This window comes from Cellulosimicrobium sp. I38E, from assembly GCF_001647255.1.
GTDB lineage: Bacteria > Actinomycetota > Actinomycetes > Actinomycetales > Cellulomonadaceae > Cellulosimicrobium > Cellulosimicrobium cellulans_E.
Genome location: NZ_LUAZ01000020.1, coordinates 39158 through 65293 on the forward strand (window position 1 = coordinate 39158; position 26136 = coordinate 65293).

21 protein-coding genes and 1 riboswitch are annotated in these 26136 nt (G+C 75.3%); of the genes, 14 read left to right on the forward strand and 7 right to left on the reverse strand.

Annotated features, from left to right (window positions below):
• The first annotated feature begins 103 nt into the window (after positions 1 to 103).
• Positions 104 to 1288, forward strand: a complete 1185-nt coding sequence (locus A0J59_RS07315; protein WP_047233678.1) for a hypothetical protein — start codon at positions 104 to 106, stop codon at positions 1286 to 1288.
• Complete coding sequence (locus tag A0J59_RS07320; RefSeq protein WP_052877699.1) at positions 1285 to 2478, forward strand: GNAT family N-acetyltransferase; 1194 nt, start codon at positions 1285 to 1287, stop codon at positions 2476 to 2478. The genes A0J59_RS07315 and A0J59_RS07320 overlap by 4 nt, the downstream gene beginning before the upstream one ends.
• 28 nt (positions 2479 to 2506) lie before the next feature.
• On the opposite strand, the gene A0J59_RS07325 is transcribed toward A0J59_RS07320, so the two are convergent.
• Positions 2507 to 3244 carry a dienelactone hydrolase family protein gene (locus A0J59_RS07325; RefSeq protein ID WP_331386747.1) on the reverse strand — a complete coding sequence of 246 codons (738 nt, stop codon included), beginning with the start codon at positions 3242 to 3244 and terminating at the stop codon, positions 2507 to 2509.
• 57 nt (positions 3245 to 3301) lie between these two features.
• Between A0J59_RS07325 and pgi the strand changes: the two genes are divergently transcribed.
• The 7 genes from pgi (at position 3302) to A0J59_RS07360 (ending at position 11202) form a co-directional block, all read left to right on the forward strand.
• The gene (gene pgi / locus A0J59_RS07330) at positions 3302 to 5029 is read left to right on the forward strand and encodes a glucose-6-phosphate isomerase (RefSeq protein ID WP_047233646.1); all 1728 of its coding nucleotides are present in this window, start codon (positions 3302 to 3304) and stop codon (positions 5027 to 5029) included.
• A gap of 145 nt (positions 5030 to 5174) precedes the next feature.
• The gene (locus A0J59_RS07335) at positions 5175 to 6014 is read left to right on the forward strand and encodes an STAS domain-containing protein (protein ID WP_064315699.1); all 840 of its coding nucleotides are present in this window, start codon (positions 5175 to 5177) and stop codon (positions 6012 to 6014) included.
• On the forward strand, positions 6011 to 6415 hold the full coding sequence (locus A0J59_RS07340; RefSeq protein ID WP_047233648.1) for an STAS domain-containing protein: 405 nt from the start codon (positions 6011 to 6013) through the stop codon (positions 6413 to 6415). The genes A0J59_RS07335 and A0J59_RS07340 overlap by 4 nt, the downstream gene beginning before the upstream one ends.
• Positions 6412 to 6834, forward strand: coding sequence for an ATP-binding protein (locus A0J59_RS07345; RefSeq protein ID WP_047233649.1), 423 nt, complete (start codon positions 6412 to 6414; stop codon positions 6832 to 6834). The genes A0J59_RS07340 and A0J59_RS07345 overlap by 4 nt, the downstream gene beginning before the upstream one ends.
• Complete coding sequence (locus tag A0J59_RS22620) at positions 6831 to 7871, forward strand: anti-sigma regulatory factor (protein WP_047233650.1); 1041 nt, start codon at positions 6831 to 6833, stop codon at positions 7869 to 7871. The genes A0J59_RS07345 and A0J59_RS22620 overlap by 4 nt, the downstream gene beginning before the upstream one ends.
• Positions 7868 to 9595, forward strand: coding sequence for an ATP-binding protein (locus A0J59_RS07355; RefSeq protein WP_064315700.1), 1728 nt, complete (start codon positions 7868 to 7870; stop codon positions 9593 to 9595). The genes A0J59_RS22620 and A0J59_RS07355 overlap by 4 nt, the downstream gene beginning before the upstream one ends.
• Entirely contained in the window at positions 9592 to 11202 is a 1611-nt protein-coding gene (locus A0J59_RS07360; RefSeq protein ID WP_064315701.1) for a fused response regulator/phosphatase, read from the forward strand. Before A0J59_RS07355 ends, A0J59_RS07360 begins: the two co-directional genes overlap by 4 nt.
• On the opposite strand, the gene A0J59_RS07365 is transcribed toward A0J59_RS07360, so the two are convergent.
• The gene (locus A0J59_RS07365; protein ID WP_047233653.1) at positions 11160 to 11780 is read right to left on the reverse strand and encodes a dihydrofolate reductase family protein; all 621 of its coding nucleotides are present in this window, start codon (positions 11778 to 11780) and stop codon (positions 11160 to 11162) included. The two genes, A0J59_RS07360 and A0J59_RS07365, sit on opposite strands and share 43 nt — an antisense overlap.
• Positions 11781 to 12025: 245 nt before the next feature.
• Between A0J59_RS07365 and A0J59_RS07370 the strand changes: the two genes are divergently transcribed.
• Complete coding sequence (locus A0J59_RS07370; protein WP_082918821.1) at positions 12026 to 15031, forward strand: CBM35 domain-containing protein; 3006 nt, start codon at positions 12026 to 12028, stop codon at positions 15029 to 15031.
• Between the two features lie 121 nt (positions 15032 to 15152).
• Here A0J59_RS07370 and A0J59_RS07375 read toward each other — a convergent pair whose 3' ends face one another.
• Positions 15153 to 15662 carry a DUF6069 family protein gene (locus A0J59_RS07375; protein WP_082918822.1) on the reverse strand — a complete coding sequence of 170 codons (510 nt, stop codon included), beginning with the start codon at positions 15660 to 15662 and terminating at the stop codon, positions 15153 to 15155.
• A gap of 225 nt (positions 15663 to 15887) precedes the next feature.
• On the opposite strand from A0J59_RS07375, the gene A0J59_RS07380 reads away from it, so the two are divergent.
• Positions 15888 to 17123, forward strand: a complete 1236-nt coding sequence (locus A0J59_RS07380) for a sensor histidine kinase (RefSeq protein ID WP_082918823.1) — start codon at positions 15888 to 15890, stop codon at positions 17121 to 17123.
• Between the two features lie 89 nt (positions 17124 to 17212).
• Positions 17213 to 17845, forward strand: coding sequence for a response regulator transcription factor (locus A0J59_RS07385; protein WP_047233683.1), 633 nt, complete (start codon positions 17213 to 17215; stop codon positions 17843 to 17845).
• Between the two features lie 3 nt (positions 17846 to 17848).
• Here the strand turns inward: A0J59_RS07385 and A0J59_RS07390 are convergent, their stop codons facing one another.
• From A0J59_RS07390 to A0J59_RS07405, 4 genes are all read right to left on the reverse strand, one after another.
• Entirely contained in the window at positions 17849 to 18172 is a 324-nt protein-coding gene (locus tag A0J59_RS07390) for a DUF4235 domain-containing protein (protein ID WP_047233654.1), read from the reverse strand.
• An 80-nt stretch (positions 18173 to 18252) separates the two neighbouring features.
• Complete coding sequence (locus tag A0J59_RS07395; RefSeq protein ID WP_082918824.1) at positions 18253 to 19383, reverse strand: ABC transporter ATP-binding protein; 1131 nt, start codon at positions 19381 to 19383, stop codon at positions 18253 to 18255.
• Positions 19383 to 21098 carry an iron ABC transporter permease gene (locus A0J59_RS07400; RefSeq protein ID WP_064315702.1) on the reverse strand — a complete coding sequence of 572 codons (1716 nt, stop codon included), beginning with the start codon at positions 21096 to 21098 and terminating at the stop codon, positions 19383 to 19385. The genes A0J59_RS07395 and A0J59_RS07400 overlap by 1 nt, the downstream gene beginning before the upstream one ends.
• Positions 21099 to 21165: 67 nt before the next feature.
• Positions 21166 to 22257, reverse strand: a complete 1092-nt coding sequence (locus tag A0J59_RS07405; RefSeq protein WP_064315703.1) for a thiamine ABC transporter substrate binding subunit — start codon at positions 22255 to 22257, stop codon at positions 21166 to 21168.
• A gap of 82 nt (positions 22258 to 22339) precedes the next feature.
• A riboswitch (TPP riboswitch) is annotated at positions 22340 to 22444 on the reverse strand.
• Positions 22445 to 22620: 176 nt separating this feature from the next.
• Here A0J59_RS07405 and A0J59_RS07410 point away from each other — a divergent pair.
• Together A0J59_RS07410 and A0J59_RS07415 are read left to right on the forward strand one after the other, a co-directional pair.
• On the forward strand, positions 22621 to 23502 hold the full coding sequence (locus A0J59_RS07410) for an ABC transporter ATP-binding protein (RefSeq protein ID WP_082918826.1): 882 nt from the start codon (positions 22621 to 22623) through the stop codon (positions 23500 to 23502).
• A complete protein-coding gene (locus tag A0J59_RS07415) occupies positions 23502 to 26036 on the forward strand; it encodes an ABC transporter permease (RefSeq protein WP_064315705.1) in 2535 nt (844 codons plus the stop codon). Before A0J59_RS07410 ends, A0J59_RS07415 begins: the two co-directional genes overlap by 1 nt.
• Positions 26037 to 26136 lie beyond the last annotated feature (100 nt).

Consider the following 26136-nt stretch of genomic DNA (forward strand, 5'->3'; position numbering starts at 1 on the left):
CCGCGACCGGCGGCGCACCCGGCCCGGGTTCCTGCGGGAGCCCGGGCCGTCGTCGTCCCAAAAGACGTGGACATCGGCGGCCGGCGCGGTGACGCTGGACGGCATGAGCAGCGTCGCCCGCACCGCCCCCGAGGTGTCCCTCCCCGAGGGGTACACGCTCGTCGAGGCCCCGCACCCCGCGTCGCTCGACGACCCCGCCGCGTGGGCGTACCACGCCGTCGCGGACCTCGAGCGCGAGCACGAGCTCGAGGTCCACGGCTACGACGACCTCGCGCTCCGGTCCCGGGACGTGCTCTCGGGCATGGACCACCAGGAGTACGCGGCCAAGCGCCGCTTCGTCGTGGTGCGCTCCGCGGCCGCCCGCGCCCTGATCGCCGAGGGCGTCCCGCCCACGGTGCCCGACGTCGTCGCGCACCTGTTCGTGCTCCACCCCACCACGAGCAACGAGCGGCTGAGCGAGGCCTTCGTGCTCGTCCGGCCGTCCGAGCGCCGGCGCGGCATCGGGACTCCCCTGCTCGCGCTCGCCGAGCGTCTCGGCGCGGACGCCGGGCGCACCGTGCTCCTCTCGAACACCTCGCACGGCGAGGAGCCTCCGCCGGGCCCGGGCGCGCTCGCCGCCACGACCGGCGCCGGCCGCGTCCCCGCCGACGCCCCCGGCCCGCGCTTCCTCAGCGCGCGCGGGTACGCCCTGGAGCAGGTCGAACGCCACTCCGTGCTCGACCTCCCGGTGGCCCCCGAGACCCTCGACGCGCACCGCGCCGACGCCCGGGAGCACGCCGGCTCCGACTACCGGGTGCACACCTGGACCGACGAGGTCCCCGACGTCTGGCTCGACCAGGTGGCCGTGCTCTTCACCCGCATGAGCACCGACCCGCCGACGGGAGGCGTCGACTACGGCGAGGACCCGTGGGACGCGCGGCGCGTGCGCACCTGGGTGGGCGAGCAGGTCGAGAAGCGGAACGGCTTCCTCCTGAGCGCCGCGGAGCACGTGCCGACCGGCACGCTCGCCGCGTTCACCGTCTTCCTGTACCCGCGCGAGCACGACGACTTCGCGTTCCAGGAGGACACCCTCGTGCTCCGCGAGCACCGCGGGCGCCGGCTCGGGATGCTCGTCAAGGTGGCCAACCTCGACGCGCTCGCCCGCGAGCGCCCCGCGACCCGGCGCGTCCACACCTGGAACGCGCAGGAGAACGACCACATGCTCGCGATCAACGTCGCGCTCGGGTTCCGGCCCGCGGGCGTGTGGGCCGCATGGCAGCGCAGGACGACCCCGAAGGACGGCGTGTGACCGCACCGCAGGCAGGACCGACCACCACCACCCCGCGCGACGTGCGCGTGCGCATCGAGCCCGTCCCGGGGAGCCTCGACGCGCCGGACGCCTGGGCCGTCCACGGCACGGTCCGGGTGGGCGACGCGATCGACCGTGCGATCCACGGCCACACGGACCTCGCCCTGGACGCGGCGACCGTCGCGGGCACGGTGGCGAGCCCCGGCTACCGCCGCGTGCTGCGCTGGGTCGCGGTGCTCGACGACGCCCCGGACGGCACGACGCCCCGGCCCGAGGACGTCGTCGGGCGGTCGATGGTGGCGCTCCCGCAGCAGGGCAACACGCACGTGGCGGTCGTCTACGTGGGGGTCGATCCCGCGCACCGGCGCCGCGGCGTCGGCTCCGCGCTGTGGGACGCGGCGCTGGCCGTCGCGCGCGCGGAGGGGCGGCGCGTCGTCCAGTCCGACTCGTCGTTCGCGCCGGAGCCGCCGCCAGGGCCGGGCGCGCTGGAGGCCCCGACGGGCAGCGGCCGCGTCCCGGCGCACGACGACGGGACGACGTTCGCGCTGCGGCGTGGGTTCACGCTCGAGCAGGTGATGCGCCACTCGGTGCTCGACCTCCCGGTCGCCTCCGAGGTGCTCGACCCGCTGCGCGCGGCGGCGACGGAGCGGTCCGACGGCTACCGCGTGCACGTGTGGACGGACGCGGTCCCCGAGGAGTGGATCGACCAGTTCGCGGTGCTCGAGACGCGCATGAGCACCGACGCCCCGAGCGGCGGGCTCGACCTCGAGGAGGACCCGTGGGACGCCGAGCGCGTCCGGACGACGTCCCAGGAGATCCTCGACCGCGGCCAGGGCTACGTCATCGCCGCGGCGGAGCACGCGGCGTCGGGCACGCTCGCGGCGTTCTCGATGGTGGCGTACCCGCGCGACCGGCCGGAGGTCGTGCTCCAGTACGACACGCTCGTGCTCCGGGAGCACCGCGGCCGCAGCCTCGGCATGCTCGTCAAGGTCGCCGTGCTCGACGAGCTCGCGCGGGCGCGGCCGTCGTCGCGCCGGGTGCACACGTGGAACGCGCAGGAGAACGCGCACATGCTCGCGATCAACGTCGCGCTCGGCTTCGCGCCGGCGAGCGTCGACGCCGAGTGGCAGCTCGTGCTCGACGCGGCACCCGCCGGAGCGCCCGGGCAGCAGCCCGGCGAGACCTCCTGACCCCGGAGGCCGCCGCGACGTCGGCCGCTCAGCGGATGCCGTCGAGGAAGCGGATCACCCGCTCGGTGACGAGCGCGGCGGCCTCCGGCTCGTACGACGGCAGGCCCGGGTCGGTGAACAGGTGCCGGTCGCCGGGGTAGACGAACAGCTCGGCGTCGGGCGTGGAGTCCACGAGCTCGCGCGCGGCGTCGAGGTCGCCCTCCCCCGCGAACGACGGGTCGGCGTCCATGCCGTGCACCTGGACGGGGACGGCGTCGGGCCACGCCTCGCCGAACTCCGAGACCGGCACGCACGCCTCGAGCAGCACCGCGCCCTTCGCCCCGGCGCGCGTCTGGGCGAGCATCTGCGCGGGGAGCACGCCGAGCGAGATCCCCGCGTAGACGACGCCCGCGTCGTAGCCGTCGGCGACGGCGCGCCCGCGCTCCAGGACGGTGCCGAAGCCCAGCTCCTGCACGTGCGCCATCCCCTCGTCGAGGGTCGCGAACGTGCGCCCCTCGAACAGGTCCGGCGTGTGCACGACGTTCCCCGCGCCCCGCAGCGACTCCGCGATCGTCCGCACGCCCTCGGTCAGTCCCTGCACGTGGTGGAACAGCACGACCTCGGCCATGGTCCCCTCCTCCGGTGTTCCGTCGGTGGCCCGGCGGCGCCGTCGCCGTCCGGTGCGCGCCGCGCGGCGCACACCGACCATCGTCGCGCGGGGCGCCCACGCTCGCCCGGAGCCGAGTCCAGGGACCGACGGCGGCCGTTCGTCAGGCCACCGGACCATCGACCGCGGGACGGTCGGGGTGGGCGTGCGCCGACGTCGGTCAGTAGTTTGGTGGTCATGACCTCGCAGCCCGTGCCGCCGCCGATCGACCCCACCACCACGCCGTCCTGGACCGCGCTGACCGTGCACCGCGACACCGTGGAGCCGGACCTGCGCACCTGGTTCGCGGCCGACCCGGACCGCGCGCGCCGCCTCACGCACCAGGCCGCCGACCTCACGGTCGACCTGTCGAAGAACCTCGTCACGGAGGAGACGCTCGAGCTGCTCGTGCGCCTCGCCGAGGAGGTCCGCCTCGACGACCGCCTCGAGGCGATGTTCACGGGCGAGCACATCAACGTCACCGAGGACCGCGCCGTCCTGCACACGGCCCTGCGCCGGCCGACCCCGCTGGGTGACGACGAGCACCTCGTCGTCGACGGGCAGGACGTCGACGCGGACGTGCACGCCGAGCTCGCGAAGGTCTACGCGTTCGCGGACAAGGTCCGCTCGGGCGAGTGGACGGGCGTCACGGGCGAGCGCGTGCGCACGGTCGTGAACATCGGCATCGGCGGCTCCGACCTGGGCCCCGTCATGGCGTACGAGGCGCTGCTGCCGTACAAGCACCAGGACATCGAGGTCCGGTTCGTCTCGAACATCGACCCGACGGACGTCGCGGAGAAGACCGCGGGCCTCGACCCGCGCACGACCCTCTTCATCGTCGCGTCCAAGACCTTCGGCACGCTCGAGACCCTGACGAACGCGCGCCTCGCGCGCGACTGGCTGTGGACGGAGCTCGCCGCGGTCGGCGCTCTCGACGACACGGACGAGGCTCGCCAGGCCGCCGTCGCGCAGCACTTCGTGGCCGTCTCGACCGCGCTCGACAAGGTCGCCGCGTTCGGCATCGACCCGGCCAACGCGTTCGGGTTCTGGGACTGGGTCGGCGGGCGCTACTCGGTCGACTCCGCGATCGGCACGTCTCTCGCGATCGCGATCGGCCCGGACCGCTTCGCCGAGCTGCTCGCGGGCTTCCACGCGATCGACGAGCACGTGCGCCGCACGCCGTTCGAGCGCAACGTGCCCGTCCTCATGGGCCTGCTCAACGTCTGGTACGTCAACTTCCTCGACGCCCACACGCACGCGGTGCTCCCCTACGCGCAGTACCTGCACCGCTTCCCGGCCTACCTCCAGCAGCTCACCATGGAGTCCAACGGCAAGCGCGTGCGCTGGGACGGCTCACCCGTGACGACCGAGACGGGCGAGATCTTCTGGGGCGAGCCCGGCACCAACGGCCAGCACGCGTTCTACCAGCTCATCCACCAGGGCACGCGCCTCATCCCGGCGGACTTCATCGCGGTCGCGAACCCGGCGCACCCGCTCACGGACGACGTCGGCGACGGCGGCGCGGTCCAGCCCGGCGCGGACGTCCACGGGCTGTTCCTCGCGAACTTCTTCGCGCAGACCAAGGCGCTCGCCTTCGGCAAGACGGCGGACGAGGTCCGCGCGGAGGGGACGGCGGAGGAGCTCGTGAGCGCCCGCACCTTCCCGGGCAACCGCCCGACGACGTCGATCCTCGCCCCCGCGCTCACGCCGTCGGTCCTGGGCCAGCTCATCGCGCTCTACGAGCACATCACGTTCGTCCAGGGCGTCGTGTGGGGCATCGACAGCTTCGACCAGTGGGGCGTCGAGCTCGGCAAGAAGCTCGCGCTCGAGATCGCGCCGGCCGTCGCGGGCGACGAGGACGCCCTCGCGGCGCAGGACCCGTCCACCGCGGCCCTCATCGACCGGTACCTCGACCTGCGCAGCTGACCCGCCTCCCGTCGAGCACGGCCGGAGGTCCGTCGTCCACGGGACGACGGACCTCCGGCCGTGCTGCGTGTGCGCGCGCCCTGCGTACACTGACGGCGCGACAGCCGCGAGCCCGTTCGGCGTCGTTCAACCCGGAAGGACACCGATGGCCGACGCCGCCACACCCGAGACCCTTGCCCACCTCCTGACGGAGCACGCCGACGACGTGCGCAGCGCCTGGCTCGAGGCCGCCGCGCACGAGCTGCACGGCCGCACCTCGCGCGGCGAGCTCGAGCGGGAGCAGGGCGAGATCCTCGACGCGCTCCTCGACGGCCTGCGCTCGGGCGGCGTCAGCCTGTCCGACGCCGCGTTCGACCAGCTCCGCGGCATCCTCGCCGACGTCTCCTCCGCGCGCGCCCGCCTCGGGTTCACCCCGCGCGAGACGGCGATCGGCGTGTTCGCGCTCAAGGAGGGCCTGTACCGGCTCGCCGCGGCGACGGACGCCGACACCGACGTCACCCCGCTCCTGCGCCTGGTCGACCAGCTCGGCCTCTTCACGTTCGAGACGTTCGCCGCGGCGCGCGAGGCGATCATCGCCGAGCAGGCCGAGCAGCTCCTCGAGCTCTCGACGCCCGTCGTGAAGCTCTGGGAGGGCATCGTCGCGGTGCCGCTCGTCGGCACGCTCGACTCGGCGCGCACGCAGGTCGTCATGGAGAAGCTGCTCAACACGCTCGTCGACACGGGCAGCGAGCACGCGATCATCGACATCACGGGTGTCCCCGCGGTGGACACCCAGGTCGCGCAGCACCTGCTCAAGACGGTCGTCGCCGCACGCCTCATGGGCGCCGAGTGCACGATCAGCGGCATCCGCCCGCAGATCGCCCAGACGATCGTCGCGCTCGGCATCGAGTTCGGCGACATCCGCACGCGCGCGAGCCTCGCGGACGCGCTCGTGGACGCGCTGCGCGCCGGCCGCGACACCCGGCGGACCGGGCTCCCGGCATGACCGACGCCGTCCCCATCCTCAAGATCGGCTCCACGCTCCTCGTCTCGATCCAGGTCGATCTCCAGGACGACACCGCCCTGCGGCTCCAGGAGGACCTCGCCCAGCGGATCACGGACACCGGAGCGCGGGGCGTGATCATCGACATCTCCGGGCTGGAGATCGTCGACTCCTTCATCGGGCGCATGCTCGCGTCCGTCGCGGGCATCTCCCACGTGCTCGACGCGACGACCGTCGTCGTCGGGATGCGCCCCGCCGTCGCGATCACCATGGTCGAGCTCGGGCTGTCGCTCGGCGACGTCCGCACGGCTCTCGACGTCGAGCGCGGCCTCGCGCTCCTCGCGCCCGAGGAGCGGTCCGCCGAGGACGTGCTCCTCGCCGCCGCCGAGCGCGAGGAGAGATGACGACGACGACCCCGCCGGCCGCGACGGCCGAGCGCGTGCCCGTGCGCACCGACTCCGACGTCGTCCGGGTCCGCCAGCTCGTCCGCACGCTCGCGCAGCAGGCACGCCTGTCGCTCGTCGACCAGACCAAGCTCGTCACCGCGGCCAGCGAGCTCGCGCGCAACACGCTCGTCTACGGCGGGGGCGGCGAGGCCGAGGTCCAGCTCGTCACCGAGGGTGCGCGGACCGGCGTGCGCGCCGTCTTCTCGGACGAAGGCCCGGGCATCCCGGACCTCGACCTCGCGCTCACGGACGGCTGGACCAGCGGGAGCGGGCTCGGCCTGGGTCTGTCGGGCTCGCGCCGGCTCGTCCAGCACTTCGCGATCGACACGGCACCGGGCGCGGGCACCCGCGTCGAGATCGCGACCTGGTCCCGATGATCCCCGCCCCCGACCGTCCCGACGAGCGCCGCAGCGTCGTCGAGGACGGCACCTGGTACACCGTCGACCACCCGTCGGCGGTCGGGAGCGTGCGCCGCGGCGCGAGCACCGTGGCCCGGAGCCTCGGCCTCGACGACGACCGCGCGGCCGAGATCGGGCTCGTCGTCTCAGAGCTCGCGACCAACCAGTGCCGCCACGCCGGGTCCGGCTCGATGCTGGTCCGCGTGCGACGCACCGGCGACGACACCGCGCTCGAGGTGCTCGCGGTCGACTCCGGCCCGGGCATGCGGGACATCGGCGCCGCCATGCGCGACGGCGTCTCGAGCCGCGGCACGCTCGGCATCGGCCTGGGCACGCTGCCGCGGCTCGCGTCGTCGTGGGACGCGTGGACGTCACCGGGCCGCGGGACGGTCATCGCGGCGACGTTCGCCGCGCACGGGGCGGTGGTGGGGCTCGCCGAGCCCACGGGCGTCACGCGGCCGATGACGGGCCAGTCGGTGTGCGGGGACGCGCTCGCGGTGCGCCACGACGACGGCGTCCCCAGCCTCCTCGTCGCCGACGGCCTGGGGCACGGCCCGCTCGCCGCCGCGGCGTCGGGCGCCGCCGTGCGGGCGTTCCTCGACGCGCCGGCCGGGTCGGCCGTCGCCCTCCTCGAGCGCGTGCACGCGGCGCTCGGCGGCACGCGCGGCGCCGCCGTCGCCGTCGCCCAGGCAGCCGGGGGCGGTGTGCTGCGGTACGCGGGCCTGGGCAACATCGCCGGGGCCGTCCACGGCGACCGGGCGCGCGGGCTCGTGAGCTATCCCGGCATCGCCGGCACCCGGGGACGCCCGCTGCGCGAGACCACCTACCCGGTCGAGGCCGGGGACGTCGTCGTGCTGCACAGCGACGGGCTGACCGCCCGGTGGTCGCTCGCCGACTACCCGGGGCTCGCGACCCGCTCGCCGCTCGTCGTCGCGGGCGTCGTCCTGCGCGACCACGCGGTGCGCCGGGACGACTCGTGCGTGGCGGTGCTCCCGATCGGCCGGGAGGCGGCATGAGCACGACGCTGCTCGTCACCCAGCTCCGCTCCGACTCCGACGTCATCGCGCTGCGCCGGGCAGGCCGGGAGATCTGCCACCGGCTCGGGCTCGACACCCAGGACCAGGTGCGCGTCGCGACCGCGCTGTCCGAGATCGGCCGGTCCGCCGTCGCCTCCGGCACCGCGGACGTCGTCGTCGGGGTCCTGCCCGGTCTTCCCCAGGCGACGCTGCGCGCCGAGATCGTGGCCGGCACGCCGTTCCTCGTCGAGGGCGACTCGAGCGACGGCGGCATCCCCGCGGCGCGCCGGCTCGTCCGTGGCCTCGAGGTCGACCCGACCGGGACGCGCGTCCTGCTCACCAAGTCGCTCCCCGCGACCGCGCGGACCGACGAGGCGACGCTCGCGGCCGTGCGGCGGTCTACCGCGGCCGCGCACGTGGCCGACGCGGTCGACGAGCTGCGCGTCCAGAACGCGGAGCTGGTCCGCACCCTCGACGAGCTCACCCGCCAGCAGGAGGAGCAGCGGCGCCTCAACGTGGAGCTGGAGGAGACGAACCGGGGCGTCCTCGCGATGTACGACCAGCTCTCCTCGGAGCTCGAGGAGACCAACACCGGCGTCGTCGCGCTCTACGCCGAGCTCGACGAGCGCGGTCGCGAGCTCGCCGCCGCGAACGAGGCGAAGACGCGCTTCCTGCGCAACGTGAGCCACGAGCTCCGCTCGCCCGTGAACTCGATCCTCGGGCTGACCTCGCTGCTCGTCGACTCCCACCTCGACGGCGAGCAGACCCAGCAGGTGGGGTTCCTCCGGGAGAGCGCGGCGACGCTCCTCACCCTCGTCGACGAGCTGCTCGACCTCGCGCGCGCCGAGGCCGGGCACGAGGACGTCGCGCCCAGCCGGGTGGACGTGGCGGAGCTGCTCGACGAGCTGCGCGGGACGACTCTTCCCGTGGTGCGCCCCGGCGTCGCGCTGCGGACCGTCGCCGCAACCGGCCTCGTGCTCGTCACCGACCGCCGGCTGCTGTCCCGCGTGCTGCGCAACCTGCTCACGAACGCCGTGAAGTTCACGGACCACGGTGAGGTCGTGCTCCGTGCCGAGGCCGACGGGGAGGTCGTGCGGTTCGACGTCCACGACACCGGTCTCGGCATCCCCGCGGACCAGCTCGACGCCGTGTTCGAGGAGTTCGTCCAGGTCCCCAACCGCCTCCAGCCGACCGTGCGGGGCACGGGCCTCGGGCTGCCGTACGCGCGCCGGACCTCCGAGGCGCTCGGGGGGACGCTCGTCGCGACGTCGCGCCCCGGGGAGGGGAGCGTGTTCACGCTCCGGCTCCCGTCGCTGTCCGTCGACGACGCGGTCCCGCAGGACGCGCGGCCCGAGCCCGACGAGGCGGACGGCGGCCTCGGGCACGTGCTCGTCGTCGACGACGACCGGGCCTACGCCTCGGTCGTCTCCTCGATGCTCCGCGACGACGCGGCGCGGGTCAGCGTCGCGCACGACGCGTCGCACGCCCTGGCGCTCCTGCACGACGGCGCGGCCGACGTCGCGCTCCTCGACGTGTGCCTCCCGGGGACGGACGGGCTGACCCTCCGGTCGACGATCCAGGGCCTCTACCCCGCGACGGCGACGGTGCTCATGTCGAGCGCGCCTGCCCCCGCGGGAATCGGTGACGCACCGTTCCTCGCGAAGTCGGGCATCGACCGTGACCGCCTCGTCGCGACCCTGCGCCGGGAGGTGAGCGCCCGATGAGCGCCGAACGCACCGTGCTGGTGGTCGACGACACGCACGCGCACCGCTACGTCATGGCGAGCTGGCTCCGCCGCGCCGGGTTCGACGTCGTCGAGGCCGCGACGGGGAGTGAGGCGCTGGCCCAGGCGGCGGCGCACGTCGACGCGGTCGTCCTCGACGTCAACCTCCCGGACATCCCGGGCCGCGAGGTGTGCAGCCGGCTCAAGGCGGACCCGGCGACGGCCCACGTGCCGGTCCTGCACGTGTCCGCGACCGACGTCGACGCGGCGGCGCGCACCGCCGGCCTCGAGGGCGGGGCGGACGCCTACCTGCCGGAGCCGCTCGACCGCGACGAGTTCCTGGCGACCATCAGCGCCCTGTGCCGACGCGTGGACGCGCAGCGCGGCGCGGGCCGCACGGCGCGGCGGCTCGAGGCGCTCACGGACGCGCTCGTCCCGCTCCACGAGGCCCGGTCGCCGGAGGCCGTCGCCGACCACGCGGCGCGCGGCGCGTGCGCGGTCCTCGGCCGTGCGGTCGTCTCGATGGTCGTCGCCGAGGCCGGCGTCGTGCTGCGCTCCGTGTGCACGACGGAGGGCGCCGCGCTCGTCCGTGGTCGGGGGCCGACGGCGGTCCTGCCGCCGACGGGCGCGACGTCCGCCCTGTTCGGGCCGGACGAGGTGCCCTCTCCGTGGCGGCCGCTCCTGGCCGAGGCGGGGGTCGGTCGCTCGTCGTGGTTCACCTTCTGGCTCGTCGACGGCACCGGGGCGCTCGTCGGCGGGCTCGGTATCGAGGTCGGTGACGAGCCGCTCGCCGACGAGGAGCTCGAGGCCGCCGGTCGCTTCGCCGAGGCGGTGACGGTCGCCCTCGCGAACCTGCGGACGTTCACCGAGGAGCACCGCATCGCCCTCGCGCTCCAGAGCGCGTTCCTGCCGGCCGGCCTCCGCGTGCGGGGCGGGGTGGAGGTGGCGGCGCGGTACGAGGCGTCGGACGCACGCCTCGACGTCGGCGGCGACTTCTACGACGCCTTCGACCTCCCTGACGGGCGCGTCGCCGTGGTCATCGGCGACGTGCAGGGCCACTCGCTGCGCGCCGCGACCGTGATGGCCGAGGTGCGCATGACGCTCCGCGCGTACCTGCGCGAGGGGCACGAGGCCGCCACGGCGCTCGACCTGCTGAACGCGGCGCTGCGCGACGACCACCCCGAGTTCGCCACGGTGTGCGTGTGCGTGCTCGACCCGGCCTCCGGTGCGCTGGAGCTCACCGACGCCGGGCACCTGCCCGCGTTCCTCGTCCGTGGCGACGGCACCGTCGACCGGGCGAAGTCCGGTTCGCGGCTCCTCGGGGTGGCCAGCCCCGACGACCGCCCGGCCCACCACGACGTCCTGCGGCCGGGCGACCTCCTGGTGCTCGTGACCGACGGGCTCGTCGAGCGCCGCGGCGGGTCGCTCGTCGACGCCCTCGACCGGTTGGCGCGGGTCGCCTCCGAGAACGCGGGCGTCGCCCCCGCCGTCCTGTGCGACCGCCTCGTCGCCGCGTTCGACGACGCCGGCCGCGAGGACGACGTCGCCGTGGTGGCGGTCGCGCGTCAGGCGTCGCCGGACGGCACCTTGTCCGCGACGTCGTCGTAGGTGACCTCCGCCGGCGGCTCGGCCGGCGCGTAGACCAGGCGCACGACGCCGGTCGGGTAGGTCTCCGACCGCAGGAGCGTGAGCGGGTAGTACGGCTCGCCCTCGTCGAAGAGCCGCTCGCCCGTGCGCGCCGCGACGGGGTGGACGAGCAGCCGCAGCTCGTCGAGCAGCCCGGCGGCAAGGAGCTGGCGGACGACCGAGATCGACCCCGCGACGAGCACCTTGCCCAGGCCCGGTTCCTCCTTGAGCGCGCGCACGGCCTCGACGAGGTCGCCGTCGACCCGCTCGACGTGCCGCCAGCCGAGCTCCTGGTCGCCGCGCGTCGCGACGATCTTGCGCATGTCGCCGAGGCGCGCCGCGAACGACGCGTCCTCGCCCCCCGCCGTCTCCCGCTCGGGCCATGCGCCGGCGAAGCTGTCGTACGTGACCCGCCCGAGGAGCAGCGCGTCGACGTCCTGGTAGTCCTCGTCGACGGCGGCCGCCATGTTGTCGTCGAAGTACGGGAAGTGCCACGCCGGGTCGATCTCGGCGATGCCGTCGAGCGAGAGGAACAGGGTGGACACGAGCGTCGCGGTCATGGTTGGCCTTCCGGTCGGGATGGTGGGTCGATGTCGGGATCGACGGTGGAGCTCGCCAGAACTCATCGGTCCAGAGCGGACGGCTCGGTACTGGCCACGGCGTCGAATCCGGTGGTAGGTTCAGGACCACGGCGCAGGTTTAGCGATAAACCTCAACGGTCGGCATCGGTGCGGATGCTCCCCGAGGGCCTGCGTCGCCCCGAGCCCGCCAACGAGGGCGGGCTCCCGACAGGAAGCAGACACCCGTGCGTCTCATCCTCGAGCACGCTGCACCCCATCCGCCGCGAGCGCGCACCACCCGCACGACCGCACCTCCCGGGCACGGCGGCCGACGCCGAGCACCCCGACACCTCGCCCGTGCGCTCGCCGCGCTGACGACGAGCGCGCTCGTCGCGACGCTGGTCGGCGCCGTCGTCGCGCCCGCGAGCGCCGCGACCACCCGCTACGAGGCGGAGACGGCGACGCTGTCCGGCGGAGCGGTCGTGTCGACCGAGCACGCGGGGTACACCGGCAACGGCTTCGTCGGCGGGTACACCGACGGCAACAAGGGAGCCGCCGCGACCGCGTTCGCCGTCACGGCGAGCACCGCGGGGACCCACACGCTCACGCTGCGCTACGCCAACGGCACGACCGCGCCGAAGACCCTGAGCCTCGTCCTCGACGGGGGCGCCCCGCAGCAGGTGACGCTCCCCGCGACGGCGGGCTGGGGCGCCTGGGGCACGGTCTCGACGAGCGTCGAGCTGACCGCCGGGAGCCATTCCGTCGCGTACCGGTTCGCCTCGTCCGACTCGGGCAACGTCAACCTCGACCACCTCGACGTGACGCCGGCCTCGCCCGGCTCTGGGCCCGGGACGGGGCCGCTGTTCGAGGCGGAGCAGGCGGCGCTCGCGGGCGGCGCGGTCGTGTCCACCGAGCACGCCGGGTACACCGGGAGCGGGTTCGTCGGCGGCTTCACCGACGCGAACCGGGGCTCGGCGACGGTGACGTTCGCCGTCGCGACGCCGTCCGCCGGTTCGTACGACCTGGCCCTGGGCTACGCGAACGGCACCGGCTCGCCGCGCACGTTCTCCGTGCGGGTCGACGGCGGGGCGACGCAGCAGGTCACGCTCGCTCCGACGTCGGGCTGGGCGACGTGGGGCACGGTCACCACGCGCGTGACCCTCGCCGCCGGGAACCACACGATCTCGTACTCCTACGGCACCGCCGACAACGGCAACGCCAACCTCGACAGCCTGACCGTGACGGCGGCGGAGACGGACCCCGAGGAACCGGAGCCGCCCGCCGACGGACCGGGAGAGGCGGAGTCCGCCTACCTCGCGGGCGGCGCGACGTCGTCGACCGCGATCGCGGGCTACGCCGGCACGGGGTACGCGACCGGTTTCACGGCCACCGGCGCGCGCGTCGTCCGGACGCTCGCCGCGGCGTCGGCCGGCGCGCAGACGCTCACCGTCCGCTTCGCGAACACCTCGGGGTCCGCGCGGACGCTCGGGCTCGTCGTCAACGGCCGGTCCGAGGGGACGATCACCCTGTCGTCCGGTTCCGGGTGGCGCACGGCGAACGCCCAGGTCCCGCTGCGCGCGGGCGTCAACACCGTCGCCCTCCGCGCGACGACGTCCGGCGCCGACGTCGCGATCGACAGCCTCGTCGCGACCGGCGAGACCGCGCTCGCGGCACGCGGCGCCACGACCCCGTACACCCAGTACGAGGCCGAGGCAGGCTCGTCGAACGGCACCGCGCTCGCGGCGTCGCGCACCTACGGGACCGTCCAGGCGGAGTCGAGCGGGCGCCGCGCGGTGCGGCTCGACGCGACGGGCGAGCACATCAGCATCACCCTGACGAAGCCCGCGAGCGGGCTCGTGCTGCGCTACTCGATCCCCGACGCCCCCGCGGGCGGCGGGCTCACGTCGCCGCTCGGCGTCTACGCGAACGGCACCAAGGTCACCGACGCGACGCTCACCTCGAAGCACGCGTGGGTCTACGGCGAGTACCCGTTCCACGACGACCTCTCGCTCGGCAGCCCGCACCGCTACTACGACGAGCTGCGCGTCCCGATCGGCGACCGCCCGGCCGGCACGGTGATCATGCTGCGCAAGGACACGGCGACGGTCCCGTACATCGACGTCGACCTCGTCGAGGCGGAGGTCGTCCCCGCGGCGCTCACGGCGCCCGCGGGCGCGGTGTCGATCACGTCGCACGGCGCGACGTCGGGCGGTGGCGACGACACCGCCGCGATCCGGGCCGCCGTCGTCGCGGCGAAGAGCGCCGGGGTCCCCGTGTGGATCCCGGCGGGGACGTTCCACGTGAACGACGCCGTCCAGGTCCAGGGCGTCACCGTGCTCGGCGCCGGTCCGTGGCACTCGGTGCTCCAGGGCACCGGCTCGAAGGGTGGCTTCTACGGCACGGGCGGCGGCGTCACCATCGCCGACCTCGCGATCTTCGGGGACGCGACCGTCCGGGACGACGCGAACTCGCAGGCCGCGATCGAGGGCGACTTCGCGAACGACACGCTGATCCAGAACGTCTGGGTCCAGCACACCAAGGTCGCGCTGTGGGTGCGGCCGGGGTCGAAGGACGTGCTCGCCGTCGGGCTGCGCGTGCGCGACACCTACGCGGACGGCGTGAACTTCCGCACGAACGTGTCGAACTCGCGGGTCGTGCAGTCGACGTTCCGCAACACCGGCGACGACAGCCTGGCCATGTGGTCCGACGGCGGCCCGGTGACGAACTGCGTGTTCGCGTTCAACACCGTGCAGGCCCCGGCGCTCGCCAACGGCCTCGCGGTGTACGGCGGGACGGGCAACCGGGTCGAGGACAACGTCGTGGCGGACACGGTGAACGCCGCCGCGGGCATCGCGATCAGCACGCGCTTCGGGGTGCCGTTCAGCGGCACGACGACGGTCCAGCGCAACTCCCTCGTCCGGACCGGCAGCCGCGAGCCCAACTGGCCCGCGGAGCTCGGTGCGCTGTGGATCTACGCGGACGTGCACGCGATCGACGCCCCGATCGTCGTCCGGGACGTCGAGATCGTCGACAGCACCTACGCGGGCGTCCTCGTGTCGTGGCAGAAGTCGATCCAGCAGGTCAGCCTCGACCGCGTGAGCATCACCGGGTCGGGGACGTACGGCATCGAGATCCACGCGACGGGCAGCGCGTCGTTCGCGAACACCACGGTGTCGGGTTCGGGTTCCGGCGGCTTGCTCAACGACATGGGCTTCACGCTCGACCGGGGGAGCGGCAACTCGGGCTTCTGACCCGACCCGCGATGCGCGCGCGCTCGACCACGGCACGGCGCGCGGTCGAGCACGACATGGCGGTCGTTATCCGTGCGATAACGACCGCCATGTCGTGTTCGGCGGGTTGCCGGGCGGCGGGTCAGCGGCGCAGGGTCAGTGCGAGGGTCGCGCCGACCGCGAGGTGCTCGACGGCGAGGAGCGCCACCGCCCCGGGGGTCACCGCTCCGAGGGGGCCGAGGAGGGAGACGAGCAGCACGACGGCGCACGTCACGAGCCAGGCGCGCTCGCCCCGGCGGGGGCGACGGGCTGACAGCCGGCCGAGCAGGACGCGCACGCCCCACGCGGCGTACCCGACGACGAGCGCCGTGACGACCGCGGCCACGACGCCGACGGTCTGGGTCCCGGTCGCGGTACGTACCTCCGGGTCGACGCCGAGCGCCGTCCCGACGAGCAGCACCACGGCGGCGACCACCGCCGCGACGAGCGGGACGGACCAGCGCGGGATGCGCCGTCGGGCCGGGACGACCTCGGTCCCGGGCCGCGCGCCCGGGGCGGCGGACTCCGACGAGGCGGGGTGGCGGGGGACGTTCGAGGTTCCGTGCGAAGTGCTGTCGGAGGTGCCGTTCGAGGTGGTCGGCGTCGTGGGCATGGGACTTCTCCTTCGTCACGCGACGAGGGCCGCGTGCTCACGCGGCCGGGGCCGCGGCCGGCGGGGTGCCGGCGTCCCCCACGCTCGCGCTGGCGCGGCCTCGGCCGCACCGGCCGGACGTCGACGCCCGTCCCGACCGCCGTCGGTCCCCGACCCTCCCGGCGGACGGCGACCCCCGACCTTGGTCGGTGGTCGGCCGCCGCGCCGCCCCCTAGCGTCCGGAGCATGACCGCACCGACCGACTGCCCTCCGCTCGCCGGACGCCCCGTCCTCGCGACGGCCGCCGCCCGCCGTGACGGGAACCGCCCGCTCGTCCCCTGGTGGACGTTCGCCGTCGCGTGGCTCGCCGTCGCCGCGCTCACCGTGCTCGCGACGGCCGGGATCGTCGACCAGGACGACGCCGGCGCGCAGCCCGCGATCGACGTCACCGTCGCGGTGCTGGCCCTCGCGGCCCTCCCCCTCCTGTGGTCGCGGTCCCCGCGTAACGCCCCCGTGCTCGGCGCCCTGGTGCTCGCGTCGCTCTCGGCGTACTCCGGCGCGGCGACCCCCGCCTCGACCGTCGCGACCCTCCAGGTCGCGCGCTGGTACCCGGCGCGCACGGCGGTCCCGGTCGCAGTCGCCGGGTTCGTCGGCCACGCCGTGCAGGCGCTGTGGCGGCCGCAGGCGCTGCCGCTCGGCTGGTGGCTCCTGTGCGACCTCGCGGTGCACGCCGCCCTGCTCGGCTGGGGCATGTACTGGCAGGCGCGGGCCCAGCTGATGTGGTCCCTGCGCGACCGCGCCCGGCGCGCCGAGCGCGAGCAGGAGCGCCGCGTCGTCGAGGCACGGGTCGCGGAGCGCACGCGGATCGCCCGCGAGATGCACGACACCCTCGCCCATCGGCTCTCGCTCCTCGCCGCGACGGCCGGCGCGCTCGAGTACCGCCCCGACGCCGACCCGGCGCAGCTCGCTCGCGCCGCGGGCCTGGTCCGGGCCGGGGTGAGCGCCGCGCTCGGCGACCTGCGCGACGTCGTCCGGGTGCTGCGCGCCGACCCCGAGGACGTCGAGGGCGCCCCCGCACCCCAGCCCACGCTCGACGACGTCGACCGCCTCGTCGCCGAGGCGCGCGAGGCGGGCGGCGACGTCGCCTACGAGCGGTCGGGCTCGGCGGACGTGCCACGGACCGTCGAGGTCGCGGCCTTCCGCGTCGCGCAGGAGGGGCTGACGAACGCCCGCCGGCACGCGCCCGGCAGCCCCGTCGTCCTGCGCGTCGCGGCACAGGCGGGCGAGGTGCGCGTCACGGTGTCCGACGCCGGTCCGCGCCTCGTCGCGGTCGGCGGCGCCGTCGGCGGGGCCGTCGCCGAGGGGACGGGCACCGGGCTCGTCGGGCTGCGCGAGCGCGTCGCCCTGCTCGGCGGGACCCTCGACGCCGGGGCGCGGGACGACGGGTTCGTCCTCGATGTCCGGCTACCGTGGGACGCGTGAGCGACCAGGGTGGGCGCGGGGACGGGCCGCGTGCGAGCGATCGACACGACGACGGAGCAGTCCCGCGGGACGCGCCGCGGACCCGGCTCGTGATCGTCGACGACGACGCGCTCGTCCGCGCGGGGCTGCGGCTCATGCTCGACGGCGCCCACGGCATCGAGGTGGTCGGCGAGGCCGCGGACGGGTCCGAGGTCGCGACCGTTCTCGACGCGCACCCGACCGACGTCGTGCTCATGGACCTGCGCATGCCGCGGGTCGACGGGATCGAGGCCACGCGACGGGTCCGGTCGCGGGCGGGAGCACCCGCCGTCGTCGTGCTCACGACGTTCGACAGCGACGAGGAGGTCGTCGGGGCCCTGCACGCCGGGGCGGCCGGCTACCTGCTCAAGGACATGCCGCCCGAGCGGATCGTGGCGGCGGTCCGCGCGGCGGCCGCGGGCGAGCCGGTGCTGTCTCCGGAGATCGCGCGGCGCCTCATGACGTCGGTCGCGGACGCGGGCGGCGAGCGCGACCGCGCCCGGGCGGCGCTCGGCACGCTCACCGGCCGGGAGCGGGACGTCGCCGTCGAGCTGGGCCGCGGCGCGGCGAACGCGGAGATCGCGGCAGCCCTGTTCCTCAGCGTCCCGACGGTCAAGGCCCACGTGTCGAACGTGCTGCTCAAGCTCGGCCTGGAGAACCGGACGCAGGTCGCGCTGCTCGTCCACGCCGCCGGCCTGGACTGACCGTCAGTCGCCGGGCCACTCCCCGGTCCAGCGCTCGAACGCCCGCGCGCCGCCGCGGTCGATCAGCGCCTTCACCGCGGCGAAGATCGCGCCCTGGATCAGCGACGCGACGAGGATCTCGCGCAGCGAGTACTCGGACTCGAGCGGCTTGGGCGCGTCCGAGCGGTGCCCGGGGGTGACGCGCTTGTACACCTGCTTGAACACCTGGCCCGCGACCAGCCCGCCCACGATCGAGCTGGCGAGCCCCACGGGGCGGTAGAGGATCTTCGCGGCCTTGCCGCCGGTCTTCTCCGGGGGATGCGTCCCCGCCGTCACGTCGTCGCTCATCACACGACGCTAGGACGGCTGCGGCTCTCTCGCCCGTCGCACGACCCGCGAGCACCGTCTGTGAGCGCCGTCTGCGGCCGTCAGGCCGGGACGACGGCGCACCCCGCCGGGTCGACCACGACCCGCACGCGGCCGCCCGGCGCCGGACCTGCCGCGTCGTCACCTGCCGCACCCGCCGCGAGCGCCACGAGCCGGGCGGCCGCGCCGCCGCCGGTCCCGGGGAGGTCGACGTCCACCGTGACCTCGACCGCGCCACGGCGGAACACGCTGCCGACGACCGTCGCGTCCCACGTGCCGTCCGCCGAGGCGTCCCCGGTCGCCGGGGCGAGGCGCAGCCCGCGCGGGCCGATCGCGAGCACGCTCGCGGCACCACGCGGGACGAACGCCTGGTACCCGAGGAACTCGGCGACCCGGCGCGACGCCGGGGCGCGCCACAGGTCCTCCGGCGGCGCGACCTGGAGGAGCCGGCCGGCGTCCATGACGGCGACGCGGTCGGCGACCGTGAACGCCTCGTCGTGGTCGTGGGTGACGAAGACGGCCGTCGTGCCGGTGGCCCGCAGGGCCTCGCGCAGGTCGAGCGCGAGACGCTCGCGCAGCCCGCGGTCGAGCGCGGACAGCGGCTCGTCGAGCAGGAGCAGCCGGGGCCGCGGCGCGAGCGACCGCGCGAGCGCGACGCGCTGGCGCTCTCCCCCGCTGAGCGTCGCGACCGCGCGCCGCTCGTACCCGGCGAGCCCGACGACGTCGAGCAGCTCGGCCACGCGAGCGTCACGCTCGGCGCGGGGCAGCCCCGCGATCCCGTAGGCGACGTTGCCCGCGACGTCGCGGTGCGGGAAGAGCTGGCCCTCCTGGAACATGAGCCCGAACCCACGGCGGTGCACGGGGACGCCCGCGAGGTCGCGCCCGTCCCAGGACACCGACCCCGAGGCGACGGGCTCGAGCCCCGCGACGGCGCGCAGCAGGCTCGACTTGCCGCAGCCGCTCGGCCCGAGCAGGGCGAGCACCTCGCCGGGCGCGACGTCGAGCGTGACGCCCGCGACCGCCGTCGTGCCGGGGTCCGTGCGCGTACCCCCGCCATAGCGCACGACGACGTCGCGCACCGCGAGCCCGGCGTCCTCCCCGGGCACGGGGTCCGGTACCGCGTCGGGCGCGGCGTCGGGGCGTGCCGGCTCCGGCGAGCCCGCGCGCGCCGGGGCGGGTTCGGTCTGCACCATCAGAACTCTCCTCCGGGTCGGTCGCCGCGCAACCGCTCGGCGAGCAGCATGACGGTCGCGGTGAGCAGCGCGAGCACGACGCTCGCCGCGAGCGCCATGCCGTAGTTCTCGGCCCCCGGGCGCCCGATGAGCCGGAAGATCACGACCGGCAGGGTCGCGCTGTCGGGGCGCGCGAGGAACGACGTCGCGCCGAACTCGCCCAGCGAGACGGCGAACGCGAACCCGACCGCGAGGCCGAGCGAGCGGGCGGCGATCGGGCCGTCGACCGTGCGGAACACGCGCCCGGGCGTGGCGCCGAGCGTCGCGGCGGCCTCGCGCAGGCGCGGGTCGATCGCACGCAGCGTCGGCAGGATCGTCCGCACGACGAGCGGGATCGCGACGACCGCCTGTGCGATCGGCACGAGCAGGCCGGACGTGCGCAGGTCGACGTCGAGGCCGAGCGGCCGGTCGAGCGTGAGGAGGAAGCCGAAGCCGACCGTCACGGCGGAGACCCCGAGCGGCAGCATGAAGACCGAGTCGAGCACGGAGATCGCCCGTCGCCCGCCCCGCGAGCGCGGGCGCCGCGACACCACGAGCGCGACGAGCCCGCCGATCACGACGGCGAGCACGGTCGCGAGCGCCGCCGTCCGCAGCGAGTTGCCCGCCGCCTCCCACACGGTGACGGACAGCGCGTTGCGCCCGCCCGTGGTGCCGAGGTTCGCGTAGTTGTCGAGCCCCCAGCCGCCGCCCGGGACGCGGAACGAGCGCACGACGAGCGTGCCGAGCGGCAGCCCGACGAGCACGACGACCACGGCCGCGGTGAGCGCCGCGGGCGCGAGGTCGCCCGTCGGGCGGCCGTCGCGCCACAGGCGCAGCGGGTGCGCGGACGACGCGGAGGACGACAGGTTCAGGGCGCGCTCGCGCCGGGCCCGCGTGCGGTTCGCGACCGTGAGCGCCGCCGCGACGACCACGAGCTGCACGACCGACAGCACCGCCGCGGTGCGCAGGTCGAGGAACTGCGTGGTCTGGATCCAGATCTCCGTCTCGATCGTCCCGTAGCGGATGCCGCCGAGCACGAGCACGACGCCGAACGCCGTCGCGCAGAACAGGAACACGATCGACGCAGCGCTCGCGATGGCGGGCGTCAGCGCCGGGAGGGTCACGGTGCGGAACGCGCGCCACGGCGTCGCGCCGAGCGCCCGGGCGGCCTGCTCGGCGCGCGGGTCGAGGTGCTCCCACAGCCCGCCGACCGTGCGCACGACGACGGAGTAGTTGAAGAACACGAGCGCGACGACGATCGCCGCGAACGTCTCGTCGAGCCCCAGGAACCCGAGCGGGCCGCCCTGCACGAGCAGCGACCGGAACGCGACGCCGACGACGACGGTCGGGAGCACGAACGGCACGGTGACGAGCGCGCGCACGACCCGCCGCCCGGGGAACCGGCACCGGTACAGCACGTAGGCGCCGGGCACGCCGAGCAGCAGCGAGAACGCCGTGCCGAGCACGGCCTGCCACAGCGTCAGCCCGAGGATGCGCCACGTCCGCGGCTGGGAGAAGACCTCCGCGAACCCGGACAGGTCCAGGCCGCCGTCGTCCCCGACGAACCCGCGCGCCACGAGCGTGATCACCGGCCACGCGAAGAACACCCCGAGGAACAGCAGCGGCACCGCCGCCGCGATCCCCCACAGCACCCCGCGGCCGACGCCACCCCGCCAGACCGCCCGGCCCCTCACCACGGCTCGACCTCGCGCGACCACGGCTCTACCTCGCGAGGGAGAGCCGTGGTCGCTCGGGGACCGGGCGTCAGTCGACGACCGTCGCCGTCCATGCCTTGATCCACTCGTCGCGGTGCGCCGACACGTCCTCGGGCGCGACCTCGAAGGGCTCGGCGGCGAGCGGGGCGAACTCGGCCCAGCCGTCGGGGAGCGCGACGGAGTCGTCCGCGGGGTACATGTACATCTGCCCCGGCACGTCGGCCTGGAACGCCTCGCTCACGAGGAAGTCGACGAGCTGCTGCGCGCCCTCGGGGTTCTTCGCGTTCGCGAGCACGCCCGCGTACTCGACCTGGCGGAAGCACGTGTCGAGCAGCGCGCCGGTCGTGGACGCGGAGCCGTCCTCGGTGAGCGTGAACGCGGGCGACGTCGAGTACGACAGCACGAGCGGGCGCGGCCCGGCGCCCTCGGAGCCGGAGAAGTCGACGTAGTAGGCGTCCGACCACCCGTCGACGACCTTCACGCCGTTGGCACGGAGCTCCGCCCAGTAGTCCTCCCAGCCGTCCTCGCCGAACGCGCCGACGGTCGCGAGGAGGAACGCGAGACCGGGCGACGACGTCGCCGGGTTGGTCACGACGAGCAGGTCCTCGTACTCGGGCTTCGCGAGGTCCTCGAGCGAGACGGGCTCCGGGATCCCGGCGTCGGCGAACCACGCGTGGTCGACGTTGACGCAGACGTCGCCGAGGTCGACCGCCGTGAGCTCGTCGCCGTCGCCGACGGCGTACGAGGCCGCCGAGTCGGACAGGCCCTCCGGCGTGTAGGGCGCGAGCACGCCCTCGTCGATCGCGCGGGACGCGAACGTGTTGTCGATCCCGAACACGACGTCGCCCAGCGGCGAGTCCTTCGTGAGGATCAGCTGGTTGACGAGCGCGCCGCCGTCGCCGGGGGCGACCTGCTCGACGGTGAGCCCGCTCTCCTCCTCGAACGCGGCGAGCACCTCGTCGCTCACGGCGAAGGAGTCGTGGGTCACGAGGGTGACGGTCCCGCCCGTGCCCGACGACGCGTCGTCGCCTCCCGCGGTGTCGCCGCCGCCGCACGCGGCGAGGGCGAGGAGGGCGAGGGTCGTCCCCGCGCCGGTGACGAGGGACCGGGCCCGGCGGGTGCGGGCGGTCGTGCGCTGCATGTGTCCTCCCAGGACGTTCAGGAGGGGTCCACCGACCCGCACGGCCCGTGCTCGCGCGAGCGCGGGAGACCGCACGAGCAGGTGATCGAGATTCCCGACTTCCTCCACCGGTGCTAACCGGATCAGGTTCGAGGGTCTGCGGTGGTCCGCACTCTCAGCTCCTCCAGGAGCTCCCCTGTCGTTCACGTCGAGCCTACACCGGGCCGCCCCTCGGGAATCCCCCTGAGAGAACCCTGAGAGCGGCCCTGCGGCGACCGGGGAAGGGTCCGGGCCGGTCCCCGATGCCCGGGGGTGCGCCCCCGCGGGAAGGTCGTGACGACCGGCCCGGGGTCCCCGGCCGACGACGCAGGAGGAGAAGGACCGATGAGCAGCAGACCTGGGACGACGGGTGCGACGACGACCGTCGCCGCGTCCGCGGAGCACGCCACGGGAGCCGCAGGAGCCTCGGGAACCACGCCGGAGCGTCCCGTGATCGCGACCGCGCGGGGCCTCGTGAAGACCTACGGGCGCGGCGAGGCCGCGGTCCGCGCCCTGGACGGCGTCGACGTCGACCTCGAGCGGGGACGCCTGACCGCGATCATGGGCCCGTCCGGGTCGGGCAAGTCGACCCTCATGCACTGCCTCGCCGGACTGGACTCGCCCACGGCGGGGACCGTCGTCGTGGACGGCGAGACCGTCTCGGCGATGAGCGAGCGGCACCTGACGCGGCTGCGGCGCACGCGCATCGGCTTCGTCTTCCAGTCGTTCAACCTCGTCCCGACGCTCACCGCGGAGGAGAACATCGTGCTGCCGCTCGCGATCGCGCGGCGGCCCGTGGACCGGGAGTGGTTCGAGCGCGTGGTCGACGCCGTCGGGCTGCGCCCGCGGCTCGGGCACCGCCCGGCGGAGCTCTCGGGCGGGCAGCAGCAGCGCGTCGCGTGCGCGCGGGCGCTCGTGTCCCGGCCGGCCGTCGTGTTCGCGGACGAGCCGACGGGCAACCTCGACTCGCGCGCCGCCGCGGAGGTGCTCGGCTTCCTGCGCGCCTCGGTGGACGACCTCGGCCAGTCCGTCGCCGTGGTCACGCACGACCCGACGGCGGCGTCGTACGCGCACCGCGTCCTGTTCCTCGCCGACGGCCGCCTCATGACCGAGCTGCGCGACCCCACGCCGCAGGCCGTCCTCGACACGCTCGGTGCTCTCACACCCGCGGCGCCCGCGGGCGCGCACGCCGCCCGGGCCGTGCCCGCACCGGCGGCCGTCCGATGATGGGCCGGATCGCGCTGCGCGGCGTGCGCGCGCACGGCGCGCAGCTCGTGCTGTCCGTCCTTGCGGTGACGATCGGCGTCGCGTTCGTCACCGGCACGTTCGCGCTGCGCGCGATGCTCGCGTCGACGTTCGACGGCATCGTCGCGTCGTCGATCCAGGCCGACGCGTACGTGCGCGGCGGGACCGCCGCCGGGTCCGCGCTCGAGTCGTCGTCCGCGCAGCTCGGCGGGGCCCGCAGCCTCGTCCCGGCGGACCTGGCCGGCACGCTCGACGCGCGCGACGACGTCGACCTCGCGCTCGCGGAGGTGAGCGGCCCGGCCGTCCTCGTGGGCGCCGACGGCACCGCCGTGCTCAGCACGCAGGCGCCGAGCATGGCCGTCGGCTACGACCCCCGCGACCCCGGGCCGCGCGTCGTGGAGGGCCGCGCACCGGAGGGCGCCGACGAGGTCGCGCTCGAGTCCGCGACGCTCGAGGCGTCGGGGCTCGCCGTGGGCGACACGACCGACGTCGTGCTCGGCGACGAGGTGCGGCCCGTGCGGGTCGTCGGCGAGCTCTCGCTGTCCGCGCCCATGGCGGGCGCGACCATCGTCCTGCTCGACACCGAGACGGCCGCCGCGACGTACGCGCCGGACGGCGTCGTGCCGTCGATCGCCCTGTACGCCGCCGACGGCATCTCCCCCGAGGCGCTGCGTGACGCCGTGGCGACGGCGCTCCCCGACGGTGCCGAAGCCGTGACGGGTGGCGACCTGCGCGACGAGACGAGCAGCGCCATCGCCGACCAGCTCGGCTTCGTCTCGACGTTCCTGCTCGTGTTCGCCGCGCTCGCCCTGTTCGTCGGCACGTTCATCATCACCAACACGTTCGCGATGCACGTGCGCCGCCGCACACGCGAGCTCGCGCTGCTGCGCGCCGTCGGGGCGTCGCCGGCCCAGGTGTTCGCGTCCGTGCTGGGGCAGGCCGCGGTCGTGGGGGTCGTCGGTGCGGTGCTGGGCGTCGCCGCCGGGTTCGGGCTCGCCGAGCTCGCCCGGGCCGGGCTCGGCGCGGTGGGCATGGAGCTCGCCGCGTCGCTGCCCGTGACGACCGCCGGGATCGTGGTCCCGCTCGTCGTCGGTGTCGTGGTGTCCGTCCTCGCGGCGGCCCTGCCCGCGCGGCACGCGGCGCTCGTCCGGCCCGTCGAGGCCATGCGGGCCGACGTCGTGCGCCCCGCCGGTCCAGGGGGCGCCCGGGTCGTCACGGGGACGCTGACCCTGCTCGCCGGCACCGCGCTCGTGGTGGGCGCTGCGGCGGTCGGGGGCGGCGGCGCACCGCTCCTGGGCCTCGGCGCGGTCGGGGTGATCGCGGGCGTGCTGCTCCTCTCCCCGCTCGCGGTCGGCCCCGTGCTGGGCGTCCTCGCCGCGCCGTTCGTCGCGGTGGTCCGGCCCCTCGGCGGTCTCGCGCGCGGCAACGTGACGCGCCAGCCGCGGCGCACGGCCGCGACCGCCGGGGCGCTCGTCGTCGGCATGGCGCTCGTGTCGACGACGTCGGTCCTCGCGCTCTCGGCACGCGAGTCCGTGACCGGCATCGTCGACGAGGAGACGGCCGCCGACCTCGTCGTCCGGTCCGCGACCCCGTACCTCCCGGAGGGCGTCGCGGCCGACGTCCGCGCCGTGCCCGGCGTCGCGTCCGCCGACCTCACGACGTACGGGCAGGTCGCCGTCGACGACGAGCCGCAGCTCGTGGTCGGGTTCCCGGTCGAGGGCTTCGGCCGCTCGGTCCGCACGACGGCGGTCGAGGGCGACCTCGGCGCGTACGCCCGCGGGGAGGCGGCCGTCATGGAGGACGCGCTCGACGAGCACGGCTGGGCGCTCGGCGACGTCGTGACGATCGCCGACCCCACCCGGCCCGATCTCCCGGCGCACGACGTCCGCATCGGCGCGGTGATCGACTCCCACGCGTTCTCCGTCGACATGCTCCTGCCGCCGGACGTCGCCTCCGCCGTCGGCGCGACGACACCCGAGATGCTGTTCCTCGACATCGAACCGGGCGCCGACCTCGCGGCCGTGCGGAGCGCCGTGACAGACGCCGTCGCGCCCTACGTCGTCGCGAGCGTGCTCGACGCCGACGAGTTCGCCGGGGAGGTCGCGTCGCAGGTCGAGTCGATCCTCGCGATCGTCTACGCGCTGCTCGGACTGTCCGTGCTCGTCGCCGTCCTCGGGATCGTCAACACGCTGGCCCTGTCGGTCGTCGAACGGACGCGCGAGATCGGGCTCCTGCGCGCCGTCGGGCTGGGGCGTGCCCAGCTCGCCACGACGATCGCCATCGAGTCGGTGCTCGTCGCGGTGTTCGGGACGGCGGTCGGGCTGGTCGTGGGGACGGGCCTGGCCGCTGCGCTCCCGTCCGTCCTCGCGGACGAGGGCTTCACGACCCTCGCGGTGCCCTGGGCCCAGCTCGGCGCGATGCTCGCGCTCGCCGCCGTCGTCGGGGTCGTCGCGGCGGCCTGGCCCGCGACGCGCGCGGCCCGGCTGCGCGTGCTCGACGCGGTGAGCCAGGAGTGACGGATCCCCTCGCCCGCCCGATGCGCGCCGGGCGGGCGAGGGGTCGTCGGTTCGCACTACGGTGGGAGCACGCCCGCGCCGACCGGCGCCCCGACTCACG